At 62.7% G+C, this 21,347-nt stretch carries 22 protein-coding genes and 2 tRNA genes; 10 read left to right on the top strand and 14 right to left on the bottom strand.

Annotated features, from left to right (window positions below; genetic code table 11):
- Positions 1 to 123: 123 nt before the first annotated feature.
- The 4 genes from M0D66_RS06960 to M0D66_RS06975 form a co-directional block, all read right to left on the bottom strand.
- A complete protein-coding gene (locus tag M0D66_RS06960; protein ID WP_054036277.1) occupies positions 124 to 936 on the bottom strand; it encodes a GNAT family N-acetyltransferase in 813 nt (270 codons plus the stop codon).
- Positions 937 to 1,173: 237 nt separating this feature from the next.
- Positions 1,174 to 1,632 (bottom strand): phosphohistidine phosphatase SixA, encoded by a 459-nt coding sequence (gene sixA / locus M0D66_RS06965; protein WP_200618402.1) that lies wholly within the window; start codon positions 1,630 to 1,632, stop codon positions 1,174 to 1,176.
- A gap of 191 nt (positions 1,633 to 1,823) precedes the next feature.
- Positions 1,824 to 1,900 (bottom strand) — tRNA-Pro (locus tag M0D66_RS06970).
- Positions 1,901 to 1,997: 97 nt separating this feature from the next.
- Positions 1,998 to 2,171, bottom strand: a complete 174-nt coding sequence (locus M0D66_RS06975) for a hypothetical protein (protein ID WP_200618403.1) — start codon at positions 2,169 to 2,171, stop codon at positions 1,998 to 2,000.
- Positions 2,172 to 2,182: 11 nt separating this feature from the next.
- Between M0D66_RS06975 and M0D66_RS06980 the strand changes: the two genes are divergently transcribed.
- Positions 2,183 to 2,497 carry a hypothetical protein gene (locus tag M0D66_RS06980; RefSeq protein ID WP_266210430.1) on the top strand — a complete coding sequence of 105 codons (315 nt, stop codon included), beginning with the start codon at positions 2,183 to 2,185 and terminating at the stop codon, positions 2,495 to 2,497.
- A 174-nt stretch (positions 2,498 to 2,671) separates the two neighbouring features.
- On the opposite strand, the gene M0D66_RS06985 is transcribed toward M0D66_RS06980, so the two are convergent.
- Positions 2,672 to 3,964: an MATE family efflux transporter gene (locus tag M0D66_RS06985; protein ID WP_266210428.1), complete on the bottom strand. Its 1,293-nt coding sequence runs from the start codon at positions 3,962 to 3,964 to the stop codon at positions 2,672 to 2,674.
- A 92-nt stretch (positions 3,965 to 4,056) separates the two neighbouring features.
- On the bottom strand, positions 4,057 to 4,365 hold the full coding sequence (locus M0D66_RS06990; protein ID WP_093640308.1) for a DUF2288 domain-containing protein: 309 nt from the start codon (positions 4,363 to 4,365) through the stop codon (positions 4,057 to 4,059).
- Between the two features lie 111 nt (positions 4,366 to 4,476).
- On the opposite strand from M0D66_RS06990, the gene M0D66_RS06995 reads away from it, so the two are divergent.
- Entirely contained in the window at positions 4,477 to 5,205 is a 729-nt protein-coding gene (locus M0D66_RS06995; RefSeq protein ID WP_266210408.1) for a pentapeptide repeat-containing protein, read from the top strand.
- A gap of 742 nt (positions 5,206 to 5,947) precedes the next feature.
- On the opposite strand, the gene M0D66_RS07000 is transcribed toward M0D66_RS06995, so the two are convergent.
- The 3 genes from M0D66_RS07000 to M0D66_RS07010 all read right to left on the bottom strand — a co-directional run bounded on the left by M0D66_RS07000 (position 5,948) and on the right by M0D66_RS07010 (position 8,219).
- Positions 5,948 to 6,274, bottom strand: coding sequence for a hypothetical protein (locus M0D66_RS07000; RefSeq protein ID WP_093640302.1), 327 nt, complete (start codon positions 6,272 to 6,274; stop codon positions 5,948 to 5,950).
- A 127-nt stretch (positions 6,275 to 6,401) separates the two neighbouring features.
- Positions 6,402 to 7,127 (bottom strand): peptidoglycan DD-metalloendopeptidase family protein, encoded by a 726-nt coding sequence (locus tag M0D66_RS07005; RefSeq protein WP_266210409.1) that lies wholly within the window; start codon positions 7,125 to 7,127, stop codon positions 6,402 to 6,404.
- 183 nt (positions 7,128 to 7,310) lie between these two features.
- A complete protein-coding gene (locus M0D66_RS07010; protein WP_093640297.1) occupies positions 7,311 to 8,219 on the bottom strand; it encodes an aldose epimerase in 909 nt (302 codons plus the stop codon).
- A gap of 83 nt (positions 8,220 to 8,302) precedes the next feature.
- Here M0D66_RS07010 and M0D66_RS07015 point away from each other — a divergent pair, with 83 nt between their 5' ends.
- The 3 genes from M0D66_RS07015 to M0D66_RS07025 all read left to right on the top strand — a co-directional run bounded on the left by M0D66_RS07015 (position 8,303) and on the right by M0D66_RS07025 (position 10,093).
- Positions 8,303 to 8,554, top strand: a complete 252-nt coding sequence (locus tag M0D66_RS07015) for a hypothetical protein (RefSeq protein ID WP_143131754.1) — start codon at positions 8,303 to 8,305, stop codon at positions 8,552 to 8,554.
- 323 nt (positions 8,555 to 8,877) lie between these two features.
- Positions 8,878 to 9,708, top strand: coding sequence for an undecaprenyl-diphosphate phosphatase (locus tag M0D66_RS07020; RefSeq protein WP_093640294.1), 831 nt, complete (start codon positions 8,878 to 8,880; stop codon positions 9,706 to 9,708).
- Positions 9,709 to 10,019: 311 nt separating this feature from the next.
- Positions 10,020 to 10,093 (top strand) — tRNA-Arg (locus M0D66_RS07025).
- A gap of 58 nt (positions 10,094 to 10,151) precedes the next feature.
- Here M0D66_RS07025 and M0D66_RS07030 read toward each other — a convergent pair.
- Together M0D66_RS07030 and M0D66_RS07035 are read right to left on the bottom strand one after the other, a co-directional pair.
- Complete coding sequence (locus tag M0D66_RS07030) at positions 10,152 to 10,535, bottom strand: DUF427 domain-containing protein (RefSeq protein ID WP_266210410.1); 384 nt, start codon at positions 10,533 to 10,535, stop codon at positions 10,152 to 10,154.
- A gap of 244 nt (positions 10,536 to 10,779) precedes the next feature.
- Positions 10,780 to 12,360: an acid phosphatase gene (locus tag M0D66_RS07035; protein ID WP_200652460.1), complete on the bottom strand. Its 1,581-nt coding sequence runs from the start codon at positions 12,358 to 12,360 to the stop codon at positions 10,780 to 10,782.
- A gap of 215 nt (positions 12,361 to 12,575) precedes the next feature.
- Here M0D66_RS07035 and M0D66_RS07040 point away from each other — a divergent pair, with 215 nt between their 5' ends.
- Positions 12,576 to 13,991 (top strand): cytochrome-c peroxidase, encoded by a 1,416-nt coding sequence (locus tag M0D66_RS07040; protein WP_266210411.1) that lies wholly within the window; start codon positions 12,576 to 12,578, stop codon positions 13,989 to 13,991.
- 55 nt (positions 13,992 to 14,046) lie between these two features.
- Here M0D66_RS07040 and M0D66_RS07045 read toward each other — a convergent pair whose 3' ends face one another.
- Positions 14,047 to 14,286, bottom strand: coding sequence for a hypothetical protein (locus M0D66_RS07045; RefSeq protein ID WP_266210412.1), 240 nt, complete (start codon positions 14,284 to 14,286; stop codon positions 14,047 to 14,049).
- 282 nt (positions 14,287 to 14,568) lie between these two features.
- Between M0D66_RS07045 and M0D66_RS07050 the strand changes: the two genes are divergently transcribed.
- Positions 14,569 to 14,958 carry an RT0821/Lpp0805 family surface protein gene (locus tag M0D66_RS07050; RefSeq protein ID WP_266210413.1) on the top strand — a complete coding sequence of 130 codons (390 nt, stop codon included), beginning with the start codon at positions 14,569 to 14,571 and terminating at the stop codon, positions 14,956 to 14,958.
- An 82-nt stretch (positions 14,959 to 15,040) separates the two neighbouring features.
- The gene (locus M0D66_RS07055) at positions 15,041 to 15,490 is read left to right on the top strand and encodes an NUDIX hydrolase (protein ID WP_093640277.1); all 450 of its coding nucleotides are present in this window, start codon (positions 15,041 to 15,043) and stop codon (positions 15,488 to 15,490) included.
- A 76-nt stretch (positions 15,491 to 15,566) separates the two neighbouring features.
- On the opposite strand, the gene M0D66_RS07060 is transcribed toward M0D66_RS07055, so the two are convergent.
- Together M0D66_RS07060 and M0D66_RS07065 are read right to left on the bottom strand one after the other, a co-directional pair.
- Positions 15,567 to 16,460: a transporter substrate-binding domain-containing protein gene (locus tag M0D66_RS07060; protein WP_093640274.1), complete on the bottom strand. Its 894-nt coding sequence runs from the start codon at positions 16,458 to 16,460 to the stop codon at positions 15,567 to 15,569.
- A 271-nt stretch (positions 16,461 to 16,731) separates the two neighbouring features.
- On the bottom strand, positions 16,732 to 18,441 hold the full coding sequence (locus tag M0D66_RS07065; protein ID WP_200618425.1) for a glutamine--tRNA ligase/YqeY domain fusion protein: 1,710 nt from the start codon (positions 18,439 to 18,441) through the stop codon (positions 16,732 to 16,734).
- 498 nt (positions 18,442 to 18,939) lie between these two features.
- Between M0D66_RS07065 and ggt the strand changes: the two genes are divergently transcribed.
- Positions 18,940 to 20,694: a gamma-glutamyltransferase gene (ggt, locus tag M0D66_RS07070; protein WP_266210414.1), complete on the top strand. Its 1,755-nt coding sequence runs from the start codon at positions 18,940 to 18,942 to the stop codon at positions 20,692 to 20,694.
- A gap of 41 nt (positions 20,695 to 20,735) precedes the next feature.
- Entirely contained in the window at positions 20,736 to 21,296 is a 561-nt protein-coding gene (locus tag M0D66_RS07075; RefSeq protein ID WP_266210415.1) for an alpha/beta hydrolase, read from the top strand.
- The last annotated feature ends 51 nt before the right edge of the window (positions 21,297 to 21,347 follow it).

A 21,347-nucleotide genomic window follows, 5' to 3' on the forward strand; every position in this document is an offset into this window, starting at 1 on the left:
ATCATGCGCGGTAAATGAAAAAGCCCGGCGGATTAGCCGGGCTTTTTTTATGCGCTTCGGTTTTCAGTCGCTCAGCCGCCGGTTGAATCTGCCGGGCGGCTCGCGTGTGCCACTCAGTTCAATTCAGCGCGGTGTTGCGTCGCCGAGGAAGTGCCGCGCATAACGCGCGTTGATATCCGTCAGACGCAACAGCGTCAGAAAGTCGGCCGTGTTGAAGTCAGGATCCCAGGCCGGTGCGCCGCAAATCTTCGCGCCGAGGCGCAGATAGCCCTTCACCAGCGGCGGCGGCGCGACGTCGGCGCCCGTTTGCAATTCTTCCACCGGCAGCGGCGTGTGCGGGAACGCGCGATATTCCGGCGCCGTCATCGCGTTGTCGCGCAGCGAGCAGTAAAGATTCGCCGCGTAGTGGCCGCCGTCGACCATCGCGACGCTCGCGCAGCCGAGCATCGTCTCGTAGCCGTTGTGCTTCATGTACGCGGCGAGCCCTGCCCACAACGACATGATCACCGAGCCGCTGCGATAGTCAGGGTGCACGCACGAGCGGCCCACTTCGACCATCTTGGCGCGCAGGTGCGTGAGACGTGACACGTCGAATTCGCTTTCGGCATACAGGCGGCCGATACGGGCGGCCTGGTGCGGCGGCAGCGCGCGATAAGTGCCGACCACCTTCAGCGTGTCGAGATCGCGCACCAGCAGGTGATCGCAGTACGAATCGAACACATCGACGTCGAGGCCGGCCGGACCCGTCAGACGGGCGCCCATTTCATCGGCGAATACACGGTAGCGCAGACGCTGGGCTTCGCGCAGTTGCTCGTCGGTGCGTGCCCACGTCACTTGCAGGCGATGCTGGGCGGTGACTGTCTCTTCGGCGCGCGGCAGGCGGCGCGTTTCGAAGATCGAAGCCAGGGGCAGGGTGGGCGTCGGCAGTTCTCGCATGTGGCGTCCTGGTCGAAAAAAGGGAGATTTCTTTTTTCGCCAATGTAGTAACGCCTGGTGACGCTCGCATGGCAAAGCTGTGACGATTGGATGACTGCCCGTAAGCTGCGTGCGCGCGGCTTGTAATGTCGTGGGTAGGGCAGGTCATGTGTTGTTTCCGCGCGACCCGTGGGACTGGCGGGCGCAACGGGGCCTCTTTGAGTACCAGGTTGCGTGAGCTGATCGCCTCAGTTTAGCTCAGATCAGATCGGGGCTCATCGCCGCGCGCAGCACGGCCTGGTCGTCGCCGTCGCGCTCACGGCTTTCGATCCACCACAGGCCGGCTTTCTTCAATGGCCAACTCGCCCCGCTGTTGCCGAGCAAACGTGCCGCCACGTGGCCGAGCGTCGGTTGATGGCCGACGATCACGACAGTCGGTGCGATACCTTTTGACCAGCCAGCGGCCTCGAGCACATCGTCTGCGCTGGCGTTAGGCGCGAGCTCGCGCACCACGCGATATTGGTCGCTCAAGGTTTCCGCGGTCTGGATGGTGCGCACCGCAGGACTCGCGAGGACCACAGCGTCTTCGGGCAGGCGGGTGCGCAGCCATTTGGCGACGTTTTGCGCCTGTTTGCGGCCCCGCGTGGTGAGTGCGCGGGCGAGATCGCTAGCGGCGAAATCTTCGGCTTCGGCGTGACGCCAGAGGATCAGATTCATGTGTGTCTCCTTGACTCTGGTTGCGGCGTGGATAACAGCGCCGGGTTTTCAATCACTGTCGCATGCGAGCTTGTGAGGGCGCAAGGCGATGGCGCGTGCCGAACGGTCACATCAGTTCGCGTGAACCTCTCGCGCCCAAAAAGCAAAAACCCGCGAAGCCGAAGGCTACGCGGGTTTCGTATTGCTTTTCGTGGTCGGAGCGAAAGGATTCGAACCTTCGACCCTCTGATCCCAAATCAGATGCGCTACCAGGCTGCGCTACGCTCCGACGAATCCGAGATTCTACGTGGCATTGGGTGCCAGAGTCAATCACGAATTGCGTCGGGGTGAAAAAAGGTGCCAGTGTGGCGCGCCGGTTTATCTGTTCAATGCCGGCGACGCATCCAGTGCGGCATGTGCTGGTGCGTGATCCAGTGATGCAGCATGCCTTCGCCGTCATGTTCGCGCCGGTAGGTTCTCGATTCGAAAATCGACAGTGCGAGCAGCACGAGCAGGCCTATTGCAAGTCCGACCAGACCTGCGATCGATTCAGCGTCCATGGCAGTCTCCTATGACACGCAAGCTGTGCCTCTATAGTAGGACACGCGTAACAAAATGGCAGGGGCAGCAGGGTGACGCGGCCTGCCGCGACATCGTCGAATGTGAATTGCAGGTAGACTCTCGGCGCTTCGTTGCCGTTATTGTCATTCTGTTTCGAGAGTCTATGAACCGCGTTTTGTTGATTGTATTGATGCTGGCCGCAGGGCTCGCCGGCTGTGCCAACGATCCTTCCGGCCATCATGGCGGCCCGCCGCCGAAAGATCCCGTCGACTATCACGGTGTGCCTACCGACGACCGTCCGCCCGTCATGGCGCCCGCGCCCTGAGCGCTTGTAGGGAATGAAAGCGAAGCACCGGCGCGGGCACGTCGGCGCTTCTGACCCGCGCAGAGAATTCGCGCGAACGGCGCGGGCTGCAATCATTCTAGGGTGACGCGCACGCGTGATATGTGTGCGCTTGTTTCAAGCCGTAACGATGTGCTGCGTGTGCGGCGTTGTCGTTCAGACCGCCGCCACCGCCATGCCCCGCATGACACCCGGCAAAAAGCGCGCGAGCGTCACACCGCGCGCGGCCATGAAGATCAGCATCGCGGCCCACAAACCGTGGTTGCCGTACAGCGCCAGCAAGGCCCACGAGGCCGCCACGAACACCGCGAACGAGACCACCATCGACGTCATCAGCTCATGCGTGCGCGTCGCGCCGATGAACACGCCGTCGAGCAGAAAGCCCCACACTGAAATCACCGGCAAGAGCGAGGCCCATGGCAGATAAGTTTCGGCCGTGGTGCGCACAAGGGCCTGATTGGTCAGACCTTCGATGATCCATGAGCCCGCGCCCCAGTACACCAGCGAGAAGCCCAGCGCGCCGAGCGCGGACCACAGTGCCGTCACCTTGATGGCCTGCGCGAAAGCGTGCCGGTCGCGCGCGCCGATCGCAGCGCCTACCAGCGCCTCCGCCGCGTGAGCGAAGCCGTCGAGGCCATACGCCATGAAGGTCTGAAAGTTGAGCAGCAGCGCGTTGGCGGCGAGCGTGGCGTCACCTTGCTTCGCGCCGAGATGCGCGAACCAGCCGAACGACGACAGCAGGCAGAGCGTGCGCACGAAGATATCGCGATTCAACACCACGAGGCGCTTGAGGGCGGCAGCGTCGAAGAGGGCCGCGCGGTTCAGCGCAGGCAAACCGCGCGGCCGGCCGTGCCACAACAACGCGGCGCCGAGCAGGAAGCCGAGTGCGTCGGCGGTGGCCGTGGCCGCGCCGATGCCGGCCACGCCCCAATCGAATACGTACACGTACAACAGCACCGCCGCGATGTTCACACTGTTGATGAACACTTGCGACAGCAGCGCAAGCCGCACCTGCTGCGTACCGAGCAGCCAGCCGAGCACTACGTAGTTGCCGAGCGCGAGCGGCGCGGCCCAGATACGCGCGTGGCAGTAGATTTGCGCGTGGCGCTGCACCGCGTCGCTGCCGCCGATCACGCGCAATGCGTAATCGATCAACGGCGCTTGCAGCAGAAGCACCGCAGCGCCGATCGCCGCCGCCAGCAACAATGCACGTACGACGTTATTGCGCAGCTCGGCTTGGTCTCTCGCGCCGTGCGCCTGCGCGACGAGGCCGGTGGTGCCCATGCGCAGGAAGCCGAAGCCCCAGAACACGAAGTTGAAGAACAGGCCGCCAAGCGCGACGCCGCCGAGATAGGACGCACCGTCCAGATGGCCGGCGACGGCGGTGTCGACTGCGCCGAGAATCGGCTGGGTGAGATTGGCGAGGACGATGGGAAACGCCAGCGTCATCACCCGGCGGTGCCAGTGCACCGGGACGGCGGGAGCCGTCGCGCTCGCACCGCTCCCCGAGGGGACTTCCTTCGGGGCGTGCGCGGGGTCGCTCAATTACGTTCCTGCACGCACACCCATGGCGAGACGACTACTGCCCAGAGGTCGGGATCGCGCGCGGCGAAATCGGCGGCGGTTTCCGCCTGCACGCGTTCGACGAGGCCGGAAGACAGCCATTGCGTGACCTGCGTGGTGTCGTCGCTGGCGATGGCTTCGGCGACGCTCACCAGATCGAGGTCGCGTGCGACGCGCAGCAGCATGCCGCGCGCGAAAAAGCGTTCGAGTTCGGTCCAGCCGATTTTGGCGGTTTCGGCGAGCAGCTGGGCGTACAGCGGGCTATGGGTGGCGTCGTTGGAAGTCATCGTGAGCGGGTTCTGACGGGGCCGTTACTATAAACCATCGGCGCGGATCGCCAGGGCGGCGCGCGTTCCGGTACGCTTGAGGTCTTTCGGCAAAATTCATTCTGAACCTTCATGTCACTGGATTCAACGGCGCGCGCTGCGAGCGCGCAAGCTCATGTGGTGGCCGACGCCACACTCACGCGTACCGATGTGGAGCGCCTCATTGTTACGAGTTTGGGCGGCAATAGAGAGCCGCTCCATTTCACTGGCTGCGATTTCGAAGGCGCCGATCTGTCGCGACTCGATCTGCGCGGCGCTGAGTTTCATCGCTGTACGATCGTCGAAACGTCGTTTTTCGGCGCGACGCTGTCGCACACGCGCTGGGTTCGTTGCCGTGGCCGTCAGGCGGATTTCGCGTCGGCCGATCTGGTCGATGCGGCGTTCCAGTCGAGCGATCTGAACAACACCAGCTGGCGGCGCACCAAGCTTGCCTCGGCGTCGTTCCACAGCTGCAAGCTGACGGGCGCCAATTTCGAAGCCTGTACGGCGCTCGGCTTGAGCTTTGTCGAGACCTTGCTGGTGGGCGCGCATTTGCGCGGCTTGTCGTTTCGCAAGGCCACTCTCCAGCAACTCGATTTCTCCGACGCCGATCTGGCCGGCGTCGATTTCCGCGAGGCGATCTTCGACGGCGGCAGCTTGAAGGATGCCCATCTGAAAGGCGCGCGCTTTGACGGCGCGGACCTGCGCGAGGCGGATCTGAGCGGCGTGCGGCTCGTCGATGCGGCACTGTTCAAGGGCGCGACGATTTCGCATCAGCAGGCGGCGGTGCTCGTGACCGAACTGGGCCTGAGAGTGATGTGATTGCGCTGCAAGCTGGCCGATTTTAGCCATTCGGCCAGCTTGAACGAATCAGGACCTGTGCATATCATCCAATCTTTGATTCATTAACAGTGGTCGATTTTCAAGTTCGCAATTTGTCGGCGGATTTGAAGATTTTTAATGTATTCGCTATTCGCGAATTTGTTATGAGGAAACGCGATTGCTTATTAGCGTCTCTCAATAATCGCTAATACACCGGTATGGTGCGTTGGCGCACTAAAGGTTCGCAATACATAAAGCGTCCGGATCATGCTGGGCGGGGCTCACGGGAATCGACCCACCGGCTTTCGTCAGGCTTTTCTGGTGGCGGGTGGTAGGTGCTTGATTTATAAGGCCTCGCGAACCACGCGCGCGACTTTGACTTGCCGCTTTTATGAGGTTTCATACGGGGCCGGCAAGGCTATTTACCTCGCTTATTTCCGACATTTTCTCTTCACGTAATGCGGACTCCGTACGCCGCGTCACATTACCCGCGAAATTAATAGATTGCGCTTGTAAAAGGGGGTTGTTAGATTTCCTTCTGGCGCATGGTGAACCGGTCCTTTGCCGATATGCGCCGAACCCCCGTTAGCCCGGCCTCGTGCCGGGCTTTTTTTTCTCTGGCCAATTGCGCTCGGCGGGCTGTTCGCATTCGCCGCACGCGTCAATCCGCGCTCTGGCCGTTGGCGCCGCCGCCAGATCGAGCGGCCTTGGCGCCTGCGTTATCGCGTTACCAGTTTGCTTTCTACTGCTTGCAGCGAACCACCATCGACCGGTTCTTGACGTTCGCACCAAAAATTCCGCCGACCGAGCCGCCCGAGGTCGCGCCGTTGTCGACGTCCTTCGAAACGACGTCGTAGCCGTAGTTGCCGCAGACCTCACCCGCGCGTTTGTAGCACTCGGCCCAACTGGAGCTCGCGTCACTGCCGCTGCAGTTGATTGCAAAGCCCGTATCGCCGCTTGGCAGGTAAGTCATGGTGGTGGTGCTGGAACAGCCGCCGAGGCTGCCGAGCGTCAGCAGGCCGAGGCCGATCGCCGCGGCCGTTGTTAAAGACGCCAGTGCGCTCTTCATTGCAGATTCCTTACAGATAACAGGGGAAGACGCGGCATGTAGCCGCGTCATGCATAGGATTGGGCGTTTTATAGCACGCGCGGTTCCCTTGACTGCTGTTGCAGGGCGCGTGCCCGAAGCCGGGCGGCTAGCGCGCCGGCAGTGCCCGCGACGGGTCGATTGAGCGGCCCTGATAGCGCAGTTCGAAGTGCAGCATGACACGGTCGGTGTCGGTGTCGCCCATTTCGGCGATCTTATCGCCGCGGGCGACCGACTGGCCTTCCTTCACCAGCAGCACGCGGTTGTGCGCGTAGGCCGTCAGATAGTCGGCGTTGTGTTTGAGGATCAGCAGGTTGCCGTAACCGCGCAAGCCGTTACCCGCATAGACCACCGTGCCGGATGCCGCGGCAACCACCGGGGTGCCCGCCGCCGCCGAAATATCGATGCCCTTCGAATTGGAGCCGTCGAAGCGCCGGATCACCGTGCCGTCAGCGGGCCAAATCAGCGAGATCGACGGAGCCGGTGCCGACGACGGCGCGCTATCGGCGGGTGCCGCGCGGGGCGCCGCCGAAGCGCTCGCGCTTCCTGCACCGCTGCTACGCGTTGCACCACCCGCGGCGCCACCTGTGGACGCCACATTGCCCGGCGGCGCGACACGCAGCACCTGTCCAACCTCGATGCTGTCCGGGTTGGTCAGGTTGTTCCAGCGCACGATGTTTTGCACCGGTTGCCGGCTGCTGCGCGCGATCTTCGACAGCGTATCGCCCCGTTCGACGCGGTAAAAGCCTGGCCCCACCGGAGCGGACCCGCAGGCGGCAAGCACCGCCAGCAAAGACGCGCAGGCGAGCCGTTTCATTCTTGTTGTGTTAAGCATTGGACCTCGCAAAGCGCTGCCACGCGCCGATCCCGATCACGCGGCAGGTAGATGCAAAGCGTCCGATTCTAACGGTTTTGCGCTGCAGCATCCGAAAAACGGATGTCGAGGCGGGCGCACAAGGCGGGAACGCGGCGAAAAGCCGCGTAACCCGTTACGTCGCGACGAGTGGAAAACCTGCCATCAGCGCAGCTTGCTGACGTTGATACGGAGTACGGCTGCCTCGGTTTGTCCCGGTTCGAGCCAGCGCAGTCCCAGGCCGTTGTGGATCGCATCCGGCAGACCCAGCCACGGCTCGACGCAGTAAAAGTCTGACTCAGCGGCTTCGGTCCACGTCGTGACCGCGTACCAGGGCACCGAATCCGGCCGTTGCAGATCGATCGTGATGACCCGGTTCAGTCCCGGCGCGACGAGTCGCACCGGTTGGTTCGGCACATCGACGAGGCAATGGAAGCGGTCGAGAATCCGCGCCTCGTCGAGCGTGTAGCGGGCCGCGCCCGGCTCGGTCGTGCTGATCGAGCCGTCGCTCTGCTGGTAGCACCGTTCGGTGGGCGGCAGTTCCAGCGAGGTCTCGGCGCGCTGCGTGTGCGGCAGCGTGAAATAGAAGTGATGGCCGGCGTAGTAGGGCAGCCGCGTGTCGCCGGTATTGGCGGTGCTCAGCGTAACTTCAAGCGTATGCGTATCGACGAGCCGGTATGTCGCTTCGAAACGGAAGCCGAATGGGTAGCCGCTACGCGTCGCGTCGCTGTCGGCGAGCGTCATGCGCAAACCGGCGCCGTTTACGTCGGCGTGGGCTTCGAAGGGCAGGTCGCGTGCGAAACCATGCATTGGCAATTCGCGCACCGTGCCTTGTGCGTCACGCCAGAAGCCGATCTTGCCGTCGACGCGATGCCGGCCCAGAAACGGAAACAGCAACGGGTTGCCGCCGCGAATCCTGGCAGGCTGGCTCCAGTCGGCGTTCTCCGGCCAATGAATGACCTCCTCGCCGTCGATGATCCACGACAAAAGACGGCCGCCGGCTTGCGGCGAGAAACGGAGCACGGAGGCGTCCTGGGCGATCTCGAGAATGTCCTGTTGTGGGGAGAGGGGCATGGTCGATGGGCTGGTTGAGAAAAGGTTGGGTGCGGTTCAAGCGTGAGTGGAGCGCGGCTCGAAGGCGGGTTGTGAACGTTCGAATGGCGCTGCATAACGGCTCGCGAAGCAACGATTTTGCGCTGCTTTGCGCTACGGGGAAACCCTTCTCGGGAAATTGCGGGTGGCCGGGAAGCACTATCCTTGTCGATAATCCACTGACTGCCCGGTCCCTTCAACCACCGGGAGAGATCGGCTCAGGAGGCTTTATGGATCTCGCAATGGCAATGGGTGTGGCGCTGTTCGGCATGTTCGCGGCAAGCACGGTCTACTTTTTCTACAAGCTCGAGCGCTAGTCCAGCCATCTGCTTCGCCTTCTGCCGGGCCGTCAATGCGGGCCTGGTAACGGGTCTAGTACCACGGACCTGGCGCAACTCTCGCGCATCAGTACATTGAATTTCTCATAAACGCAGGGCGGCCACCGGCGGCGCTCTGTTTCTTTTGCTGCGACGTAACAACCGTTTCCAGTTGTGACGCAGCGCATCAATATTTCCCCGAATGCGGTTCAAACGCTTGGCGCTGACTTTGCAGCCAGGCATAATCGGTGCGCTTTTGACGCGTCGTCGATTTCCTTGTGCGGCGCGCTGTTCCCCGACATTTTCCTTACAAGGACCGCCGCGTGAACCTGTCGTTTCTGATTTTCCTGAGCGTGCTGCAAGGCGTCACCGAACTGTTCCCGGTCAGCAGCCTCGGCCACACCTTGCTCGTGCCTGGCCTGTTCGGCATGCATATCGACAAGCACGCGCCGCAGCTGCTGCCGTTCCTCGTCGCGTTGCACCTCGGTACGGCGTTCGCGCTGCTGTGGTACTTCCGCAAGCGCTGGTGCGCGCTGGTGCGTGGCTTCTTCGCTTCGTTCGGCGGCCGTCGCAACGACGACGCGCACATGATGTGGGCGCTCATCATCGGCACGATTCCGGCGGGCCTCGTCGGGCTGATCCTTGAGAAACGTCTCGAGCTGATTTTTCACGATCTGCGCATTGTCGCAGCCGCGCTGATCGTGAACGGCGTGCTGCTGTGGTTCGGCGATCGCCTGCAACGTTCGCGCGCGCATCTGGCGCCGGAGAAGCTGACCTTCCGTCAGGCGTTTTTCGTGGGTCTCGCGCAAATCGGCGCGTTGATTCCGGGCTTCTCGCGCAGTGGTCTGACGATGATCGCCGGTAACGCGGCCGGCCTGACGACCGAGAAGGCCGCCGAGTTCTCGTTCCTGCTCGGCACGCCGATCATCTTCGCTGCCGGCGTGCTCGAATTGCCGAAACTGTTTCATGCTCCGGACCAACTCGCCGATGCCTTGCTCGGCGGCGTGCTGACCGCAATTGCCGCGTATCTCAGCGTGCGTTTCCTGATGCGTTATTTCGAAGGCCGCGGACGTCTGGCTTCGTTCGGCGTGTACTGCGTGATCGCCGGGATCGTGTTCCTCGGCTGGTTCATGCTGCATCCGCAGCCGGTCTGATTGCGCTCGGCATGCCCGCTACAGCCCGCCACGTGCTGGCGCGCGACTGGCGGGTAAGAAGCGATCGGTTATAATCCGGGCCCGGCTCAACGAGTCGGGCCCGTTTGTTTTGTGATGCTGTGTGGTGATTGCCGATCAGCGTTGCCGTGTGCCGGATCGGATTTCCACAGTCCTCGGCCCGGTCAGTTAGAATTTCGGTATCCCATGAACCCTGTGGCGGTCATACAGCACAGGTTCCAATGCCCTCTACGGGTTCTCATTGCGGGCGATGCAGGTTGGTCACGTTTGTGTTTGCATCGCCTCACGTCAATACGGCAGTAGCTCAGCTGGATAGAGCATCGGCCTTCTAAGCCGAGGGTGGGGGGTTCGAGTCCCTCCTGCCGTACTTCAAAAGCCTTGCGCCGCGCATCGAAGCCTCACCGCTGCGATGCGCGCGAGGCCGTTTACTCCGCCGGTTGCACGTCGATGGAATCGACCCGGTTCGGATAGAACGCCAGGTGCTGGGCGATCTCTTTCACGGGCGCGTAGGGCGACTCGTAGGTCCAGACCGCATTCACTGCCCGCTCGCCGCCAAGCGGAATGCTGTAGTACGCGCAATCGCCTTTGTATGGGCAATACGTCGCGTGATCGGTACGTTCCAGCAGCGTCATCTCGACGTCATTGCGTGGGATGTAATACACCGGCGGATAGGCCGCCTCGCGCAGCACGAGTGCATTGCGCGTATCCGCGATCACGCGGCCGGCGACCGTCACCGCCACGTGGGCTTTGTCCGGCTCGATCGTAATCGGATGATCGGGGCCGGGTACCTTGATGATTTTTTCCGTCATGCTGTCGAGCTCCTGAATAGGTGGGCAAACCTGCAACACGTTGCTATGGGTTTCGAGCCGCCATGGGCGGGAATGATCGAGTCCTGCGTCGAAGCATACGCCGGTCGTGCAAACGCGTTGTGTCGCTGTTTGCGTCCATAACGAGTCGCGCGCGCCGTGGGGTGATCCGTGCGACGAACACAAAAAAGGGCAGCCGAAGCTGCCCCGTCAAGATCCCACCGTCAGGCGGGTCGTTGCTAGCGGACTATTGCCTGATGTTCAATGCGGCCGTCAGGTCGCCCATCGGCTTGCTGCCGTTGCTGACCAGTGCGGCATCACGCGTCGAGATGCCCGGCAGCGTCGGCAGCGAGTAACGGCGCGTGATGAAACGCAGGATCGACGTCGTGTCGTACTGCGTGTGATCGACGAAACCCTTCTTTGCGAACGGCGAAATGATCAGCGCCGGAATCCGCGTGCCCGGACCCCAACGGTCGGCCTTCGGCGGCGCGACGTGGTCCCAGAAGCCGCCGTTTTCGTCGTAGGTCACGACCACCAGCATGTTGTTCCACTGCGGGCTTTTCTGCAGATGCGAGATCACGTCGGCGATGTGCTGGTCGCCCGAGGCGACGTCGGTGTAACCCGCGTGCTCGTTCAGGTTGCCCTGCGGCTTGTAGAACGACACCTGCGGCAGCGTGCCAGCGTCGATCGCCTTGATGAACTCGGAGCCAGCCAGACCGCCGTCGAGCAAATGCTGCGAACGGTTCGCGGAGCCCGGTGCGAGATCGGCGAAATAGTTGAACGGCTGGTGATGCGGCTGGAAATTCGGCGCCGTCAGGTTCGCGCCGTAGATCACATTCGTCGCGCCGGTTTGCGCCGCTGAGACCGCCGCACCCCACGCACCGCCGTACCACGCCCACGACACCTTCGCGTTGTTCAGCAGATCGCCGATGTGCTGTTGTGTTTGCGCCGGCAATGTGGTGGCTGCGGTTGGGTCGGCCAGGTTGGCGTCGCCGCCCGAAGCTGCCTTGTTGCCGCTCGGCTGATACGGCGGCTGCATCGTGTTGATTGCGTAGAAGTCAGGCGTCAGGTTGCCTGAGAGCACGAATTTCGGCGGGCCGCTCAGCGCCGACGCCGGCGAGTTGGTCGCGAGCTTCAGCGTGACGCCGTCGCTTTCGACCGACGAGATCGAGGCGGCTGCCGGGCTCTTGTCCGCATTCGGATAAGTCGGCGTGCATGAGCAGATCAGCCACTGGTGATTCAGGAACGAGCCGCCGAAGGCGCCCATGAAGAAGTTGTCGGCCAGCGTGTATTGCTGGGCGATTTTCCACAACGGCAGCTTGTCCGCGTTGAGCGTGTAGTGACCCATGACGAGGCCGCCGGAATCCGCCCACGCGGCGAATTTGTCGTTCTTGCCGCCATTGATCTGCATCTGGTTTTCATAGAAGCGGTGATACAGATCGCGCGTCGTGGCGGTGATCGGCGTGTTGAAACCATTCGGGTCGTCGATGGCGAACGGGCTGTTCGGCAGGTTGGCCGTCATCGCTTGCGTCACGACCGGCGTCACGCCGGTTTGGGTCAGACCGTTCCACACTTGCGGCAGCGTCGCGAGCGCCGTACCGTTGCGGTCCAACTGTGTGGCGCTCGCCGCCGTCACGTTCTGCAGACCGTTGGCGCCGGGGAAGTTGCCGTACAGATTGTCGAAGCTGCGATTCTCCGCGTAGATCACCACGACCGTCTTGATCGACGTGATGTCCGGTGGCGCGGTGACATTGTCGCCGCCGCACGCATACAGACTCAACGCTGCCGCGATCGCGATAGGCGCCGCGCAGATCAGTTTCTTGTTCATTTGGTATGTGTTCTCTCTCTCGCGTTGGGGACGGGCCGCGTGCATTGCTTACACGGATGGCCGCGAGCGAAAGTTTGAACAAGGAATTTGACAGAAACATGTAACTAATTACGAATAGCTTGGGTTTCGATATTTTCGTCGGCTGTATGTCATTTAAACGACATGTCGATGAAATACGCTCGCGGACTTCAATATCGCAAACTCACATCATTCATATGCGGCCTGGTCTCGCGGGGATTCGGAAAACGGCAGTTCGGCCGCAGGCATGGCGGCGCGTGGGGACGCTGGGCATTGGCGCGGTGCTGGCGATGGCGCTCGCGGCCATGACCGTGACGCTGGCCGCGTGTGATGCAGGTTCGCAGACGGCAGGAGCCAAGGCCGAAGTCGGGACCCAGGCGAGCGCGTCGCCGGCGTCTACGCCCGCGGCGGCTTCTGCCGTCAAGGTGGCGGCCCATGAAGCCGGTCAGACCCGCGCGCAAGTCTACGAATCCGTGCGGCAGATGACGGCCCTCGGCAAGCAACTGTTCTTCGACGCGTCGCTATCCGGCTCGGGCAAGCTGGCCTGCGCATCGTGCCATAGCCCCGATCACGGTTTTTCGCCGGCGAATTCGCTGTCGGTACAGCTGGGCGGCAACGACATGCACCGCACCGGCATGCGCGCCGCGCCGACGCTCAAGTACCTGCAATCGGTGCCGGCGTTCGCCGAGCACTATCACGAGTCGGACGACGAAGGCGATGAGAGCGTGGATGCCGGGCCGACCGGCGGCTTGACGTGGGACGGGCGGGTCGACCGCGGCTCGGACCAGGCGCGTATTCCGCTGCTGTCGTCGTTCGAAATGGGCAGCACACCGGCGAAGGTCACGGCGGCGGTGAAGGCCGCGCCGTATGCGGAGGCTTTCCGCACGGCATTCGGCGCGCATATTTTCGATAGCGACGAAGCCACCTTCAACGCCGTGCTGCAAGCGCTGGAAACCTTCGAACAGGCGCCCGAGATTTTCTACCCATACACCAGCAAGTACGACGCGTATCTGGCGGGCAAAACGCAACTGACCAAGGCAGAACTACACGGTCTGGAAGTCTTCAACGACGAAAAGAAGGGCAATTGCGCGAGCTGCCACATCAGCCAGCGCACCATGGACGGTGCGCCGCCGCAGTTCAGCGACTTCGGTCTGATTGCGATCGGCGTGCCGCGCAATCGCGCGCTGCAGGTGAATCGCGATCCGCATTTCTACGACCTCGGCGCATGCGGGCCGGAGCGTACCGACCTGAAGGGTCGCGCCGAATTTTGCGGCATCTTCCGCACGCCGACGCTGCGCAATGTCGCGTTGAAGAAGAGTTTTTTCCACAACGGCATCTATCATTCGCTGGATCAGGCCGTGCGTTTTTATGCGCAACGCGACACGAACCCGGAAAAGTTTTATCCGGTCGTGAAGGGCAAAGTGCAGAAGTTCGACGATCTGCCGCAGCGTTACTGGGCCAATCTGAATACCGATCCGCCGTTCGATCGCAAGCCGGGTGATAAGCCTGTGCTCGACGAGGCTGAAATCAAGGACGTGGTGGCGTTTTTGAATACGCTTACGGATGGGTATAAGGCGGGAAATCAGGCGGGAAATAAAACTGCCGCGAATTGATCGCCGGGCGATTGGCGCGCGGCCGGTTGGGCGGCATGTGCGGCCGCGGGCGTGGTCAGTAGCCTGCGCCGGCAATGATGTAATAGCAGCCGACCAGCAGAAGTGCGAACGACACGAGGAGGCAGGCAATGCCGGCGCGTGTCAGCAGATTTGGCCAGCGTGCGCGAGGGAGGCTGTCCATTTGCACGATGCGCCGCGCAAGACCCGGATCGCGGCCGATGGCGAACGGCACCAGCGCGACGCAAAAGAGCGCGAGCGCGACGGTGAAGGTTTCGAGAGCAGACGAGATGTCCATAGGGCGGCAGTGGAAGCTTGATCAGCGCTACAGCGCAACAGACCTATCTTAAGAAAACGCTCCATAAGAAGATATGAGACGCGTCCTAAAAAGTCTGAGCGGTCGTCGCGCCAGTTCGTTCCCCAGAGCAGGGAGCTGGTCGCTACACGTTGCCGTAGGCCGTTGCGAGGCCGCATCCGGGCGGCTACTTCGAGGGCGACATGCTATGCTTTTGGGGTCCAGATCACGAGTTGCCGTGAGCGCGCTCGAGACCGCCGAACCACTCTTCGAGGAGAACCCTTCATGTCGATGCGACCCCGTGCCCTGTTTCACCTGACCGTCGGTGGCCTGCTGCTTGCCGGCGCCATCGGTGCGCAAGCGGCGAACCTCGGGTTTCTGAACGACACGCCGATCAGCTACATGAAGCAACGCGACGTCGACTCGATCAAGAACGCCGTGTTCGCTGCCTTGAACGACAAGCAGGACGGCGAAAGCGTGAGCTGGGTCAATGAAGGCACCGGCAATAGCGTGAAGATCGACGCAACGATCAGCATCGCCAGCACCGCGAAGGATGGCGAACGCACCTGCCGCGACGTCGGCGTCGTGCTGAATGCGAAAGGGCAGTCGATGAACCTGCGTCCGCAGTTCTGCAAACAGGGCAGCGGCAACTGGCAATTGCAGAAGAAACACTGAGCGTGCGGGCGGGTATGACAATGCGCGCCGGCTTGCCGCCGGCGCAGCCTGAGGCCGTGCGCCCCTGCGGCGCATTGCGTCGATGAGCGCGCGGGTCGTCTCGTGCGGCATCGTGCTGCTCGACCCGGACGGCCGGGTGCTGCTCGCGCACGCCACCGAAACGTCTCACTGGGACGTTCCGAAAGGGCACGGCGAAGAGGGCGAGGCGCCACACGTCACGGCGTTACGCGAGATGGTCGAGGAGACCGGTATCGTGATCGAAGCCGGCCGCCTGAAGGATCTCGGACTGTTCGTCTACCGGCGCGACAAGGATCTGCATCTGTTCGCGGCGCGTGCGACGGCCGACGAACTCGATCTGTCTTCGTGCATCTGTACGTCGCTGTTTCCGCGCCGCTCCGACGGCACGCTGATTCCCGAAATGGACGCATATCGCTGGACCGCACCGGACGAAGTCGAGCGGTATGCGAGCCGCAGTCTCACACGGCTTTTCCAGACCACGCTTTCACTCGCGGAACTGCATCGAACGCTATAGAGCGGTGGATGGGTTGTCGGGCTGTGGCGCTGGCATTAGCCGCCACCCGTACCCGCCACGCGCACGGCCTACACGCTCAGTCGAGCGCGCGGTCGTTCGGATGCGCGAACAGCGTGCGGTTCTGTTCCGACAACGGAAAATTCAGATTGATGCCGTGCGGCGGAATCGGCTGGGTGAACCACTGGTTGTATAGACGCTCGGCGTCGCCGGCAAGCTGGCCGCGTGCGATCACTCCGTTCACGAGCGTGCGCAGCGGCTCGTCGCCCTTGCGGAACATGCAGGCGTAGACCTCATAGCCGAGCGGCGTGCCGGTTACCACGAAGTCTTCGGGGTGCGGGTCGGTCGATTTGAAACCGTACACGATCGGCTCGTCCATCACGAAGGCCACGGCCCGGTCGTCCTTGACCGCGCTGAATGCTTCCGCATGGTCACGCGCGCTCGTGATGCGCATGTTCAGATGCTTCTCGGTGTTCAGGCGGCGCAGCAGGCGCTCGTCGGAGGTGCCCGCGGTCGTCACGACCGTCTTGCTGGCCAGATCCGGAAAATCCGCAATGCCGCTGCTCTTGCGCGCGATCATGCGCACCGCGTACTGGAAGAAGCTGTTCGAGAACGCGGCCGCGCTTTCGCGTTCCACCGTATGCGTGGTCGAGCCGCATTCCAGATCGATCTGGTTGTTCAGCAACATCGGCGTGCGGTTCGACGAGGTCACGGTGATTTCGTGCACCTTCAGTTGCGGCAGGCCGAGCGTTTTCTTGATTTCGTCGACGATTTGCAGTGCGATGGTCTGCGAGTAGCCGACCGTGCGCGTGCCGTCGAAGTAGGAGAAGGGAATCGACGCTTCTCGCACGCCGAGTACGACCACGCCATCGTCGTGGATTTTCTTCAGCGTGCCGGTGAGTTCGTCCGCTTGAGCGGCGCAGGCGAGCGATGCCGCGCCGAACGCGACCAGCGCTACGAATACGCTGTGCATGCTATGCGTGGCGCGTGCGGCTCGGGTTGTGTGCGTAACAGGAACGGCACGCGTATGAGCCGCGCCTCGCGCCGTGTCCCATGCACTTACCCCGCGACGGGCTGCAACTTTCATCGGGTCTCCTGGACTCGCACGTGCACGGATGCCGCGCTGTCACTGTCGATGGAACATGATGCAACGAAAACGGCGTGCATCCCGCTTGCGAAATGCACGCCGTAATTGACGTCGGCCAGGCAACGTCAGATGCGCTTCGCGCTGTAGTGGCTCCAGCTTACGCCGGCTTGCCCCAACTGTCGCGCAAGCTGACGATGCGATTGAATACGGGTTTGCCCGGCTTCGAATCGACGCGGTCGGCGACGAAATAGCCGTGGCGCTCGAACTGATAGCGCTGTTCCGGCAGCGCGTCGCGCGCACCCGGTTCCAGGTAGGCGTTGACCACGCGCTTCGAATCCGGATTCAGCGCTTCGAGGAAGTCACGGCCGCCGGCGTCCGGTTGCGGTTCCTTGAACAGGCGGTCGTAGATGCGCACTTCGGCCGGAACTGCGCCTGCTGCGCTGACCCAGTGAATGTTGCCCTTGACCTTATAGGTGTTCGCGCCTTCCGTGCCCGATTTGCTGTCGGGGAAGTAGTTGCAGTGGACGGCGACGATGTTGCCGTTCTCGTCCTTGTCCGCACCGATGCATTCGATCACATAGCCGTAGCGCAGGCGCACCTTGTTGCCCGGGAACAGGCGGAAGTAGCCCTTCGGCGGCGTTTCGGTGAAGTCCTCGCGTTCGATCCACAGTTCGCGCGAGATCGGGAATTCCCGAACCCCCATTTCCGGGTGATGCGGGTGGACCGGCGCATTGCACGGCTCGGTCACGCCTTCAGGGAAGTTGTCGATGATCAGCTTGACCGGATCGAGCACTGCAGCAGTGCGCGGCGCCTTGTCGTCCAGATCGTCGCGCAACGCGCCTTCGAACACGCTCATGTCGATCCACGAATCGACCTTGGTGACGCCGATGCGCTCGCAGAACAACTGGATCGCTTCCGGCGTGAAACCGCGGCGGCGCACACCAACGATGGTCGGCATGCGCGGATCGTCCCAGCCCTCGACATGGCCTTCGGTCACCAGTTGCAGCAGCTTGCGCTTGCTGGTGATCGCGTAGGTCAGGTTCAGGCGCGAAAACTCGATTTGTTGCGGCAGCGGGCGCGTGAAGATTCCGGCTTCGGCCAGCTCGTTCAGAATCCAGTCGTACAGCGGACGGTGGTCTTCGAATTCGAGCGTGCACAGCGAATGCGTGATGTTTTCCAACGCGTCCGAAATGCAGTGCGTGTAGTCGTACATCGGGTACACGCACCATGTGTCGCCGGTGCGGTAATGATGCGCGAAGCGGATGCGGTAGATGACCGGGTCGCGCATGTTGAAGTTCGGCGACGACATGTCGATCTTCGCGCGCAGCACGTGCTCGCCTTCCTTGAACTCGCCGGCTTTCATGCGGCGGAACAGGTCGAGGTTTTCCTGCACCGAACGGTCGCGGAAGCGCGACGGCGTACCGACTTCGGAAGCCGAGCCGCGGTTCGCGCGCATTTCTTCGGCCGACTGGCTGTCCACGTAGGCCTTGCCGCGTTCGATCAGCAGTTCGGCGAATTCGTACAGTTTGTCGTAGTAGTCGCTCGCGAAGTAGAGCTGTTCCTTGCCGCCTTTTTCCCACTCGAAACCGAGCCAGCGCACGGAGTCGATGATTGAGTCGACGTACTCGACGCTTTCCTTTTCCGGATTTGTATCGTCGAAGCGCAGATGGCACACGCCGCCGTAGCTGCGCGCCACGCCGAAGTTCAGGCAGATGCTCTTGGCGTGACCGATGTGCAGGTAGCCGTTCGGCTCGGGCGGAAAGCGCGTTTCGACGCGCTGCTCCCACTTGCCGGTGCGGTTGTCTTCGTCAATGATGTTGCGGATGAAATTGGATGCCGCTGGCGCGTCGTTGCGTTCGGTATTCATGCGAGAAGGTGAAAGTCTGTCGGGGACGCGCAATGCGCCCACTTATCCGTCAATTCTACCTGACGCGTTCGCTCGCGGCAGGCGAGTGCGGCGCGCAGCCAACGTTTGAGCGGTTTCGGGCGGTTTTTGGGGGCAGGACGAGATCCTGCAAGCTGCGTTTAATGTGCTGTAACAGGAGGTAAAACGTTTTGTTTGCGCGGTCCATGGCGACTTACGATGCGGGCGGCGCACTCTCCACGCGCCGCGCACGGGCAACATGATGTTCGCCCACGGATTTTTCCCCCGGCGCCACTTTGCGCCCGTGCGGCGCAAGCCAGACAGCCTCGCCGCACACCCGCGCCCCCGTTCAAGCCGTTTCGGATTGCGCTGCCTGTACCCGCCGTGTAGCGCCGAGCGCAGTGCTGCCGGGTGTGCAGGCCGCCTCACCCATTGAGCCGCCCTGGCATGGACGCTTTTCGTTCGTGCAACATGGCGCTCCTAGTTCCCGGAGTTTCTCGGATGTCCGTCCCGTCACATGACGCGCCTCGCGCGCCTTTTGCCCCTTTGTCTTTCGCACGGATCGTGACGGCTACGGCCGTGTTCGCCGCGCTCGCCGGCAGCGTCGTCGCGCCGGCCCCCGCGCTCGCGAAAACGCCGCCGCCAAAGGCCGTGCTGGACGCGTCGGCGGTGGCCGTGCCGGATCGCTACAGCGCCGACACCGCCCAGCAGATCTTCGCCGCCGGCGGCAACGCCGTGGACGCCGCGGTGGCGATCGCCTTCACGCTGGCCGTGACCTGTCCGGACGCAGGGAACATCGGCGGCGGCGGGTTTATGACCCTGTTCATGGACGGCAAGCCGTATTTTCTCGACTACCGCGAGCGCGCGCCGCAACAGGCGACCCGCGACATGTACCTCGACGATAAAGGCAACCTCGTGCCGGGTATGAGCCTCGTCGGCCATCGCGCGGTGGGGGTGCCGGGCACTGTAGAGGGTATGTGGGAAGCGCAGCAGCGTTTCGGTAAGCTGAAATGGAAGCAGGTGCTGGCGCCCGCGATCCGTTACGCCACCGACGGCTTCCAGGTCGACCAGGGGTTGCAGCAGCGTCACGACGCGGCGGCGAAGAGTTTCGCCGGCAAGACCAATTTCGACGCCTACTTCTCGAACCTGAAGGCGGGCGTGATGTATCGCCAGCCGGAACTCGCGCAAACGCTCTCGCGTATCGCCAGCGACGGCGGTCGTGAGTTCTACGAAGGCCGCACCGCGGATCTGATCGCGCAGCAGATGTACGGCCACGGTCTGGTCACGAAGCCGGACCTGGTTCAATACAAGGCTGTCTGGCGTCAGCCGCTCACCGCCGACTGGAACGGCTACCAGGTCGTGACCGCGCCGCCGCCGAGTTCGGGCGGCGTCGGGCTGATCCAGATGCTGAAGATGAAGGCAGATCTGAAGCCGGCGTTCGAAGGCCTTGAGTTGAACTCCGAGCCGTATATCCATCTGATCGCGCAGATCGAAGACCGCGTGTTCGCCGACCGCCAGCAATACATTGGCGACCCCGATTCGTACAAGGTGCCGGTCGACAAACTGACCGGCGACGCCTACCTCGCGCAACGCGCCGATGAAGTGAAACCCGACGAAGTGCCGGGCGCCACGCCCGTTAAAGGCGGCCTCGGCGACGTGATGCCGGAGAAAGCGCAAACCACGCATTTTTCGGTGGTCGACAAGTGGGGTAACGCCGTGTCGAACACCTACACGCTGAACGGGGATTTCGGTTCCGGCGTGGTGGTGGACGGCGGCGGCTTCCTGCTCAATGACGCGATGGACGACTTCGTCACCAAACCGGCTGCCGCCGGCACGCCCGGCGCAACGGCTGACGATCTGAACACGGTGGCTCCGGGACGCCGGCCGCTTTCGTCGATGACGCCGACCATCCTGTTGAAGGACAACAAGGTGTCGCTCGTGATCGGCACGCCGGGGGGCTCGCGAATCCTGACGTCGATCTTCCAGGTCATGACTAACCTGTACGATTTCAACATGGCGCCTGCCGACGCTTTGGCTGCGATGCGGTTCCATCATCAGTTGTTGCCGCCTAAGACGATCTATTTCGAGCCGTATCATCCGATCACGGGCGAGTTGGCCGATCAGCTGAAAGCCGGGGGCTACACGGTGGAAGGGCAGTCGTTTAACGGCGACGTGCAGATGATCCGCGTCGAAGGGACGACGCCCGAGCCGGCGGCGGATCCGCGCGGCGTGGGTGTGGGTCGCGTGATGCATTGAGTGAAAGCGAACTTGAAAAACGAACTGCGACGGGGAACGCAATGAGCGGACAAAAACTAAACGTACTCGTGCTGCCGGGCTACCAGAACTCCGGTACGGGCCACTGGCAGACGCTTTGGGAAGCACTCGATCCCGCCTTCGTGCGCGTGCAGATGCCCGACTGGGACCATCCGACGCGCGACGCGTGGTGCCGCACGCTCGACGCCGCAGTGGCCGCAGCCGAATCGCCGGTGGTGTTCGCCGCGCACAGCCTGGGCTGCCTCGCGACCGCTTTCTGGGCGTCGCAGTACGCGAGCACTGAGCAGTTGGCCAAAGTGGCCGGTGCATTACTGGTGGCCGTGCCCGATCCCTCCGGGGCACATTTTCCGCAGGACGCCAGCGGCTTTGCACCGGTGCCTCTTGTGCGCCTGCCGTTCGCGAGCATCGTCGTGTCGAGCAGCGACGATCCGTACGGCGGTGTGCCGTTTTCGCAGACGTGTGCGAGCGCGTGGGGCAGCCGCTGGATAGACATCGGGCCGCGCGGCCACATCAATGCCGACAGCGGCCTCGGCGATTGGGAAGAGGGGCGGCGCTGGCTGGCTTCGTTAGGCGAGCAGCGGTGATCGCCTGATTTGCTGAGATTCGGGCGGCGAGTGAGCTGACACCATCGCCAG

It is taken from the genome of Paraburkholderia sp. SECH2 (genome assembly GCF_030464795.1).
Classification (GTDB): Bacteria; Pseudomonadota; Gammaproteobacteria; order Burkholderiales; family Burkholderiaceae; genus Paraburkholderia; species Paraburkholderia aspalathi.

What these genes read in the sequence shown, in the direction of transcription:
- M0D66_RS07060 (WP_093640274.1), bottom strand. Translation starts at nt 16,460, where the DNA reads ATGCACAGCGTATTCGTAGCGCTGGTCGCGTTCGGCGCGGCATCGCTC.
- M0D66_RS06980 (WP_266210430.1), top strand. Translation starts at nt 2,183, where the DNA reads ATGACACGCAAGCTGTGCCTCTATAGTAGGACACGCGTAACAAAATGG.
- M0D66_RS07030 (WP_266210410.1), bottom strand. Translation starts at nt 10,535, where the DNA reads ATGACGGAAAAAATCATCAAGGTACCCGGCCCCGATCATCCGATTACG.
- sixA (WP_200618402.1), bottom strand. Translation starts at nt 1,632, where the DNA reads ATGAATCTGATCCTCTGGCGTCACGCCGAAGCCGAAGATTTCGCCGCT.
- M0D66_RS06985 (WP_266210428.1), bottom strand. Translation starts at nt 3,964, where the DNA reads ATGACGCTGGCGTTTCCCATCGTCCTCGCCAATCTCACCCAGCCGATT.
- M0D66_RS07045 (WP_266210412.1), bottom strand. Translation starts at nt 14,286, where the DNA reads ATGGACATCTCGTCTGCTCTCGAAACCTTCACCGTCGCGCTCGCGCTC.
- ggt (WP_266210414.1), top strand. Translation starts at nt 18,940, where the DNA reads ATGTCCGTCCCGTCACATGACGCGCCTCGCGCGCCTTTTGCCCCTTTG.
- M0D66_RS06960 (WP_054036277.1), bottom strand. Translation starts at nt 936, where the DNA reads ATGCGAGAACTGCCGACGCCCACCCTGCCCCTGGCTTCGATCTTCGAA.
- M0D66_RS07000 (WP_093640302.1), bottom strand. Translation starts at nt 6,274, where the DNA reads ATGAAGAGCGCACTGGCGTCTTTAACAACGGCCGCGGCGATCGGCCTC.
- M0D66_RS07050 (WP_266210413.1), top strand. Translation starts at nt 14,569, where the DNA reads ATGTCGATGCGACCCCGTGCCCTGTTTCACCTGACCGTCGGTGGCCTG.
- M0D66_RS07065 (WP_200618425.1), bottom strand. Translation starts at nt 18,441, where the DNA reads ATGAATACCGAACGCAACGACGCGCCAGCGGCATCCAATTTCATCCGC.
- M0D66_RS07040 (WP_266210411.1), top strand. Translation starts at nt 12,576, where the DNA reads ATGCGGCCTGGTCTCGCGGGGATTCGGAAAACGGCAGTTCGGCCGCAG.
- M0D66_RS07005 (WP_266210409.1), bottom strand. Translation starts at nt 7,127, where the DNA reads ATGCTTAACACAACAAGAATGAAACGGCTCGCCTGCGCGTCTTTGCTG.
- M0D66_RS07010 (WP_093640297.1), bottom strand. Translation starts at nt 8,219, where the DNA reads ATGCCCCTCTCCCCACAACAGGACATTCTCGAGATCGCCCAGGACGCC.
- M0D66_RS06975 (WP_200618403.1), bottom strand. Translation starts at nt 2,171, where the DNA reads ATGGACGCTGAATCGATCGCAGGTCTGGTCGGACTTGCAATAGGCCTG.
- M0D66_RS07015 (WP_143131754.1), top strand. Translation starts at nt 8,303, where the DNA reads ATGGCGCTGCATAACGGCTCGCGAAGCAACGATTTTGCGCTGCTTTGC.
- M0D66_RS06990 (WP_093640308.1), bottom strand. Translation starts at nt 4,365, where the DNA reads ATGACTTCCAACGACGCCACCCATAGCCCGCTGTACGCCCAGCTGCTC.
- M0D66_RS07075 (WP_266210415.1), top strand. Translation starts at nt 20,736, where the DNA reads ATGAGCGGACAAAAACTAAACGTACTCGTGCTGCCGGGCTACCAGAAC.
- M0D66_RS07055 (WP_093640277.1), top strand. Translation starts at nt 15,041, where the DNA reads ATGAGCGCGCGGGTCGTCTCGTGCGGCATCGTGCTGCTCGACCCGGAC.
- M0D66_RS07035 (WP_200652460.1), bottom strand. Translation starts at nt 12,360, where the DNA reads ATGAACAAGAAACTGATCTGCGCGGCGCCTATCGCGATCGCGGCAGCG.
- M0D66_RS06995 (WP_266210408.1), top strand. Translation starts at nt 4,477, where the DNA reads ATGTCACTGGATTCAACGGCGCGCGCTGCGAGCGCGCAAGCTCATGTG.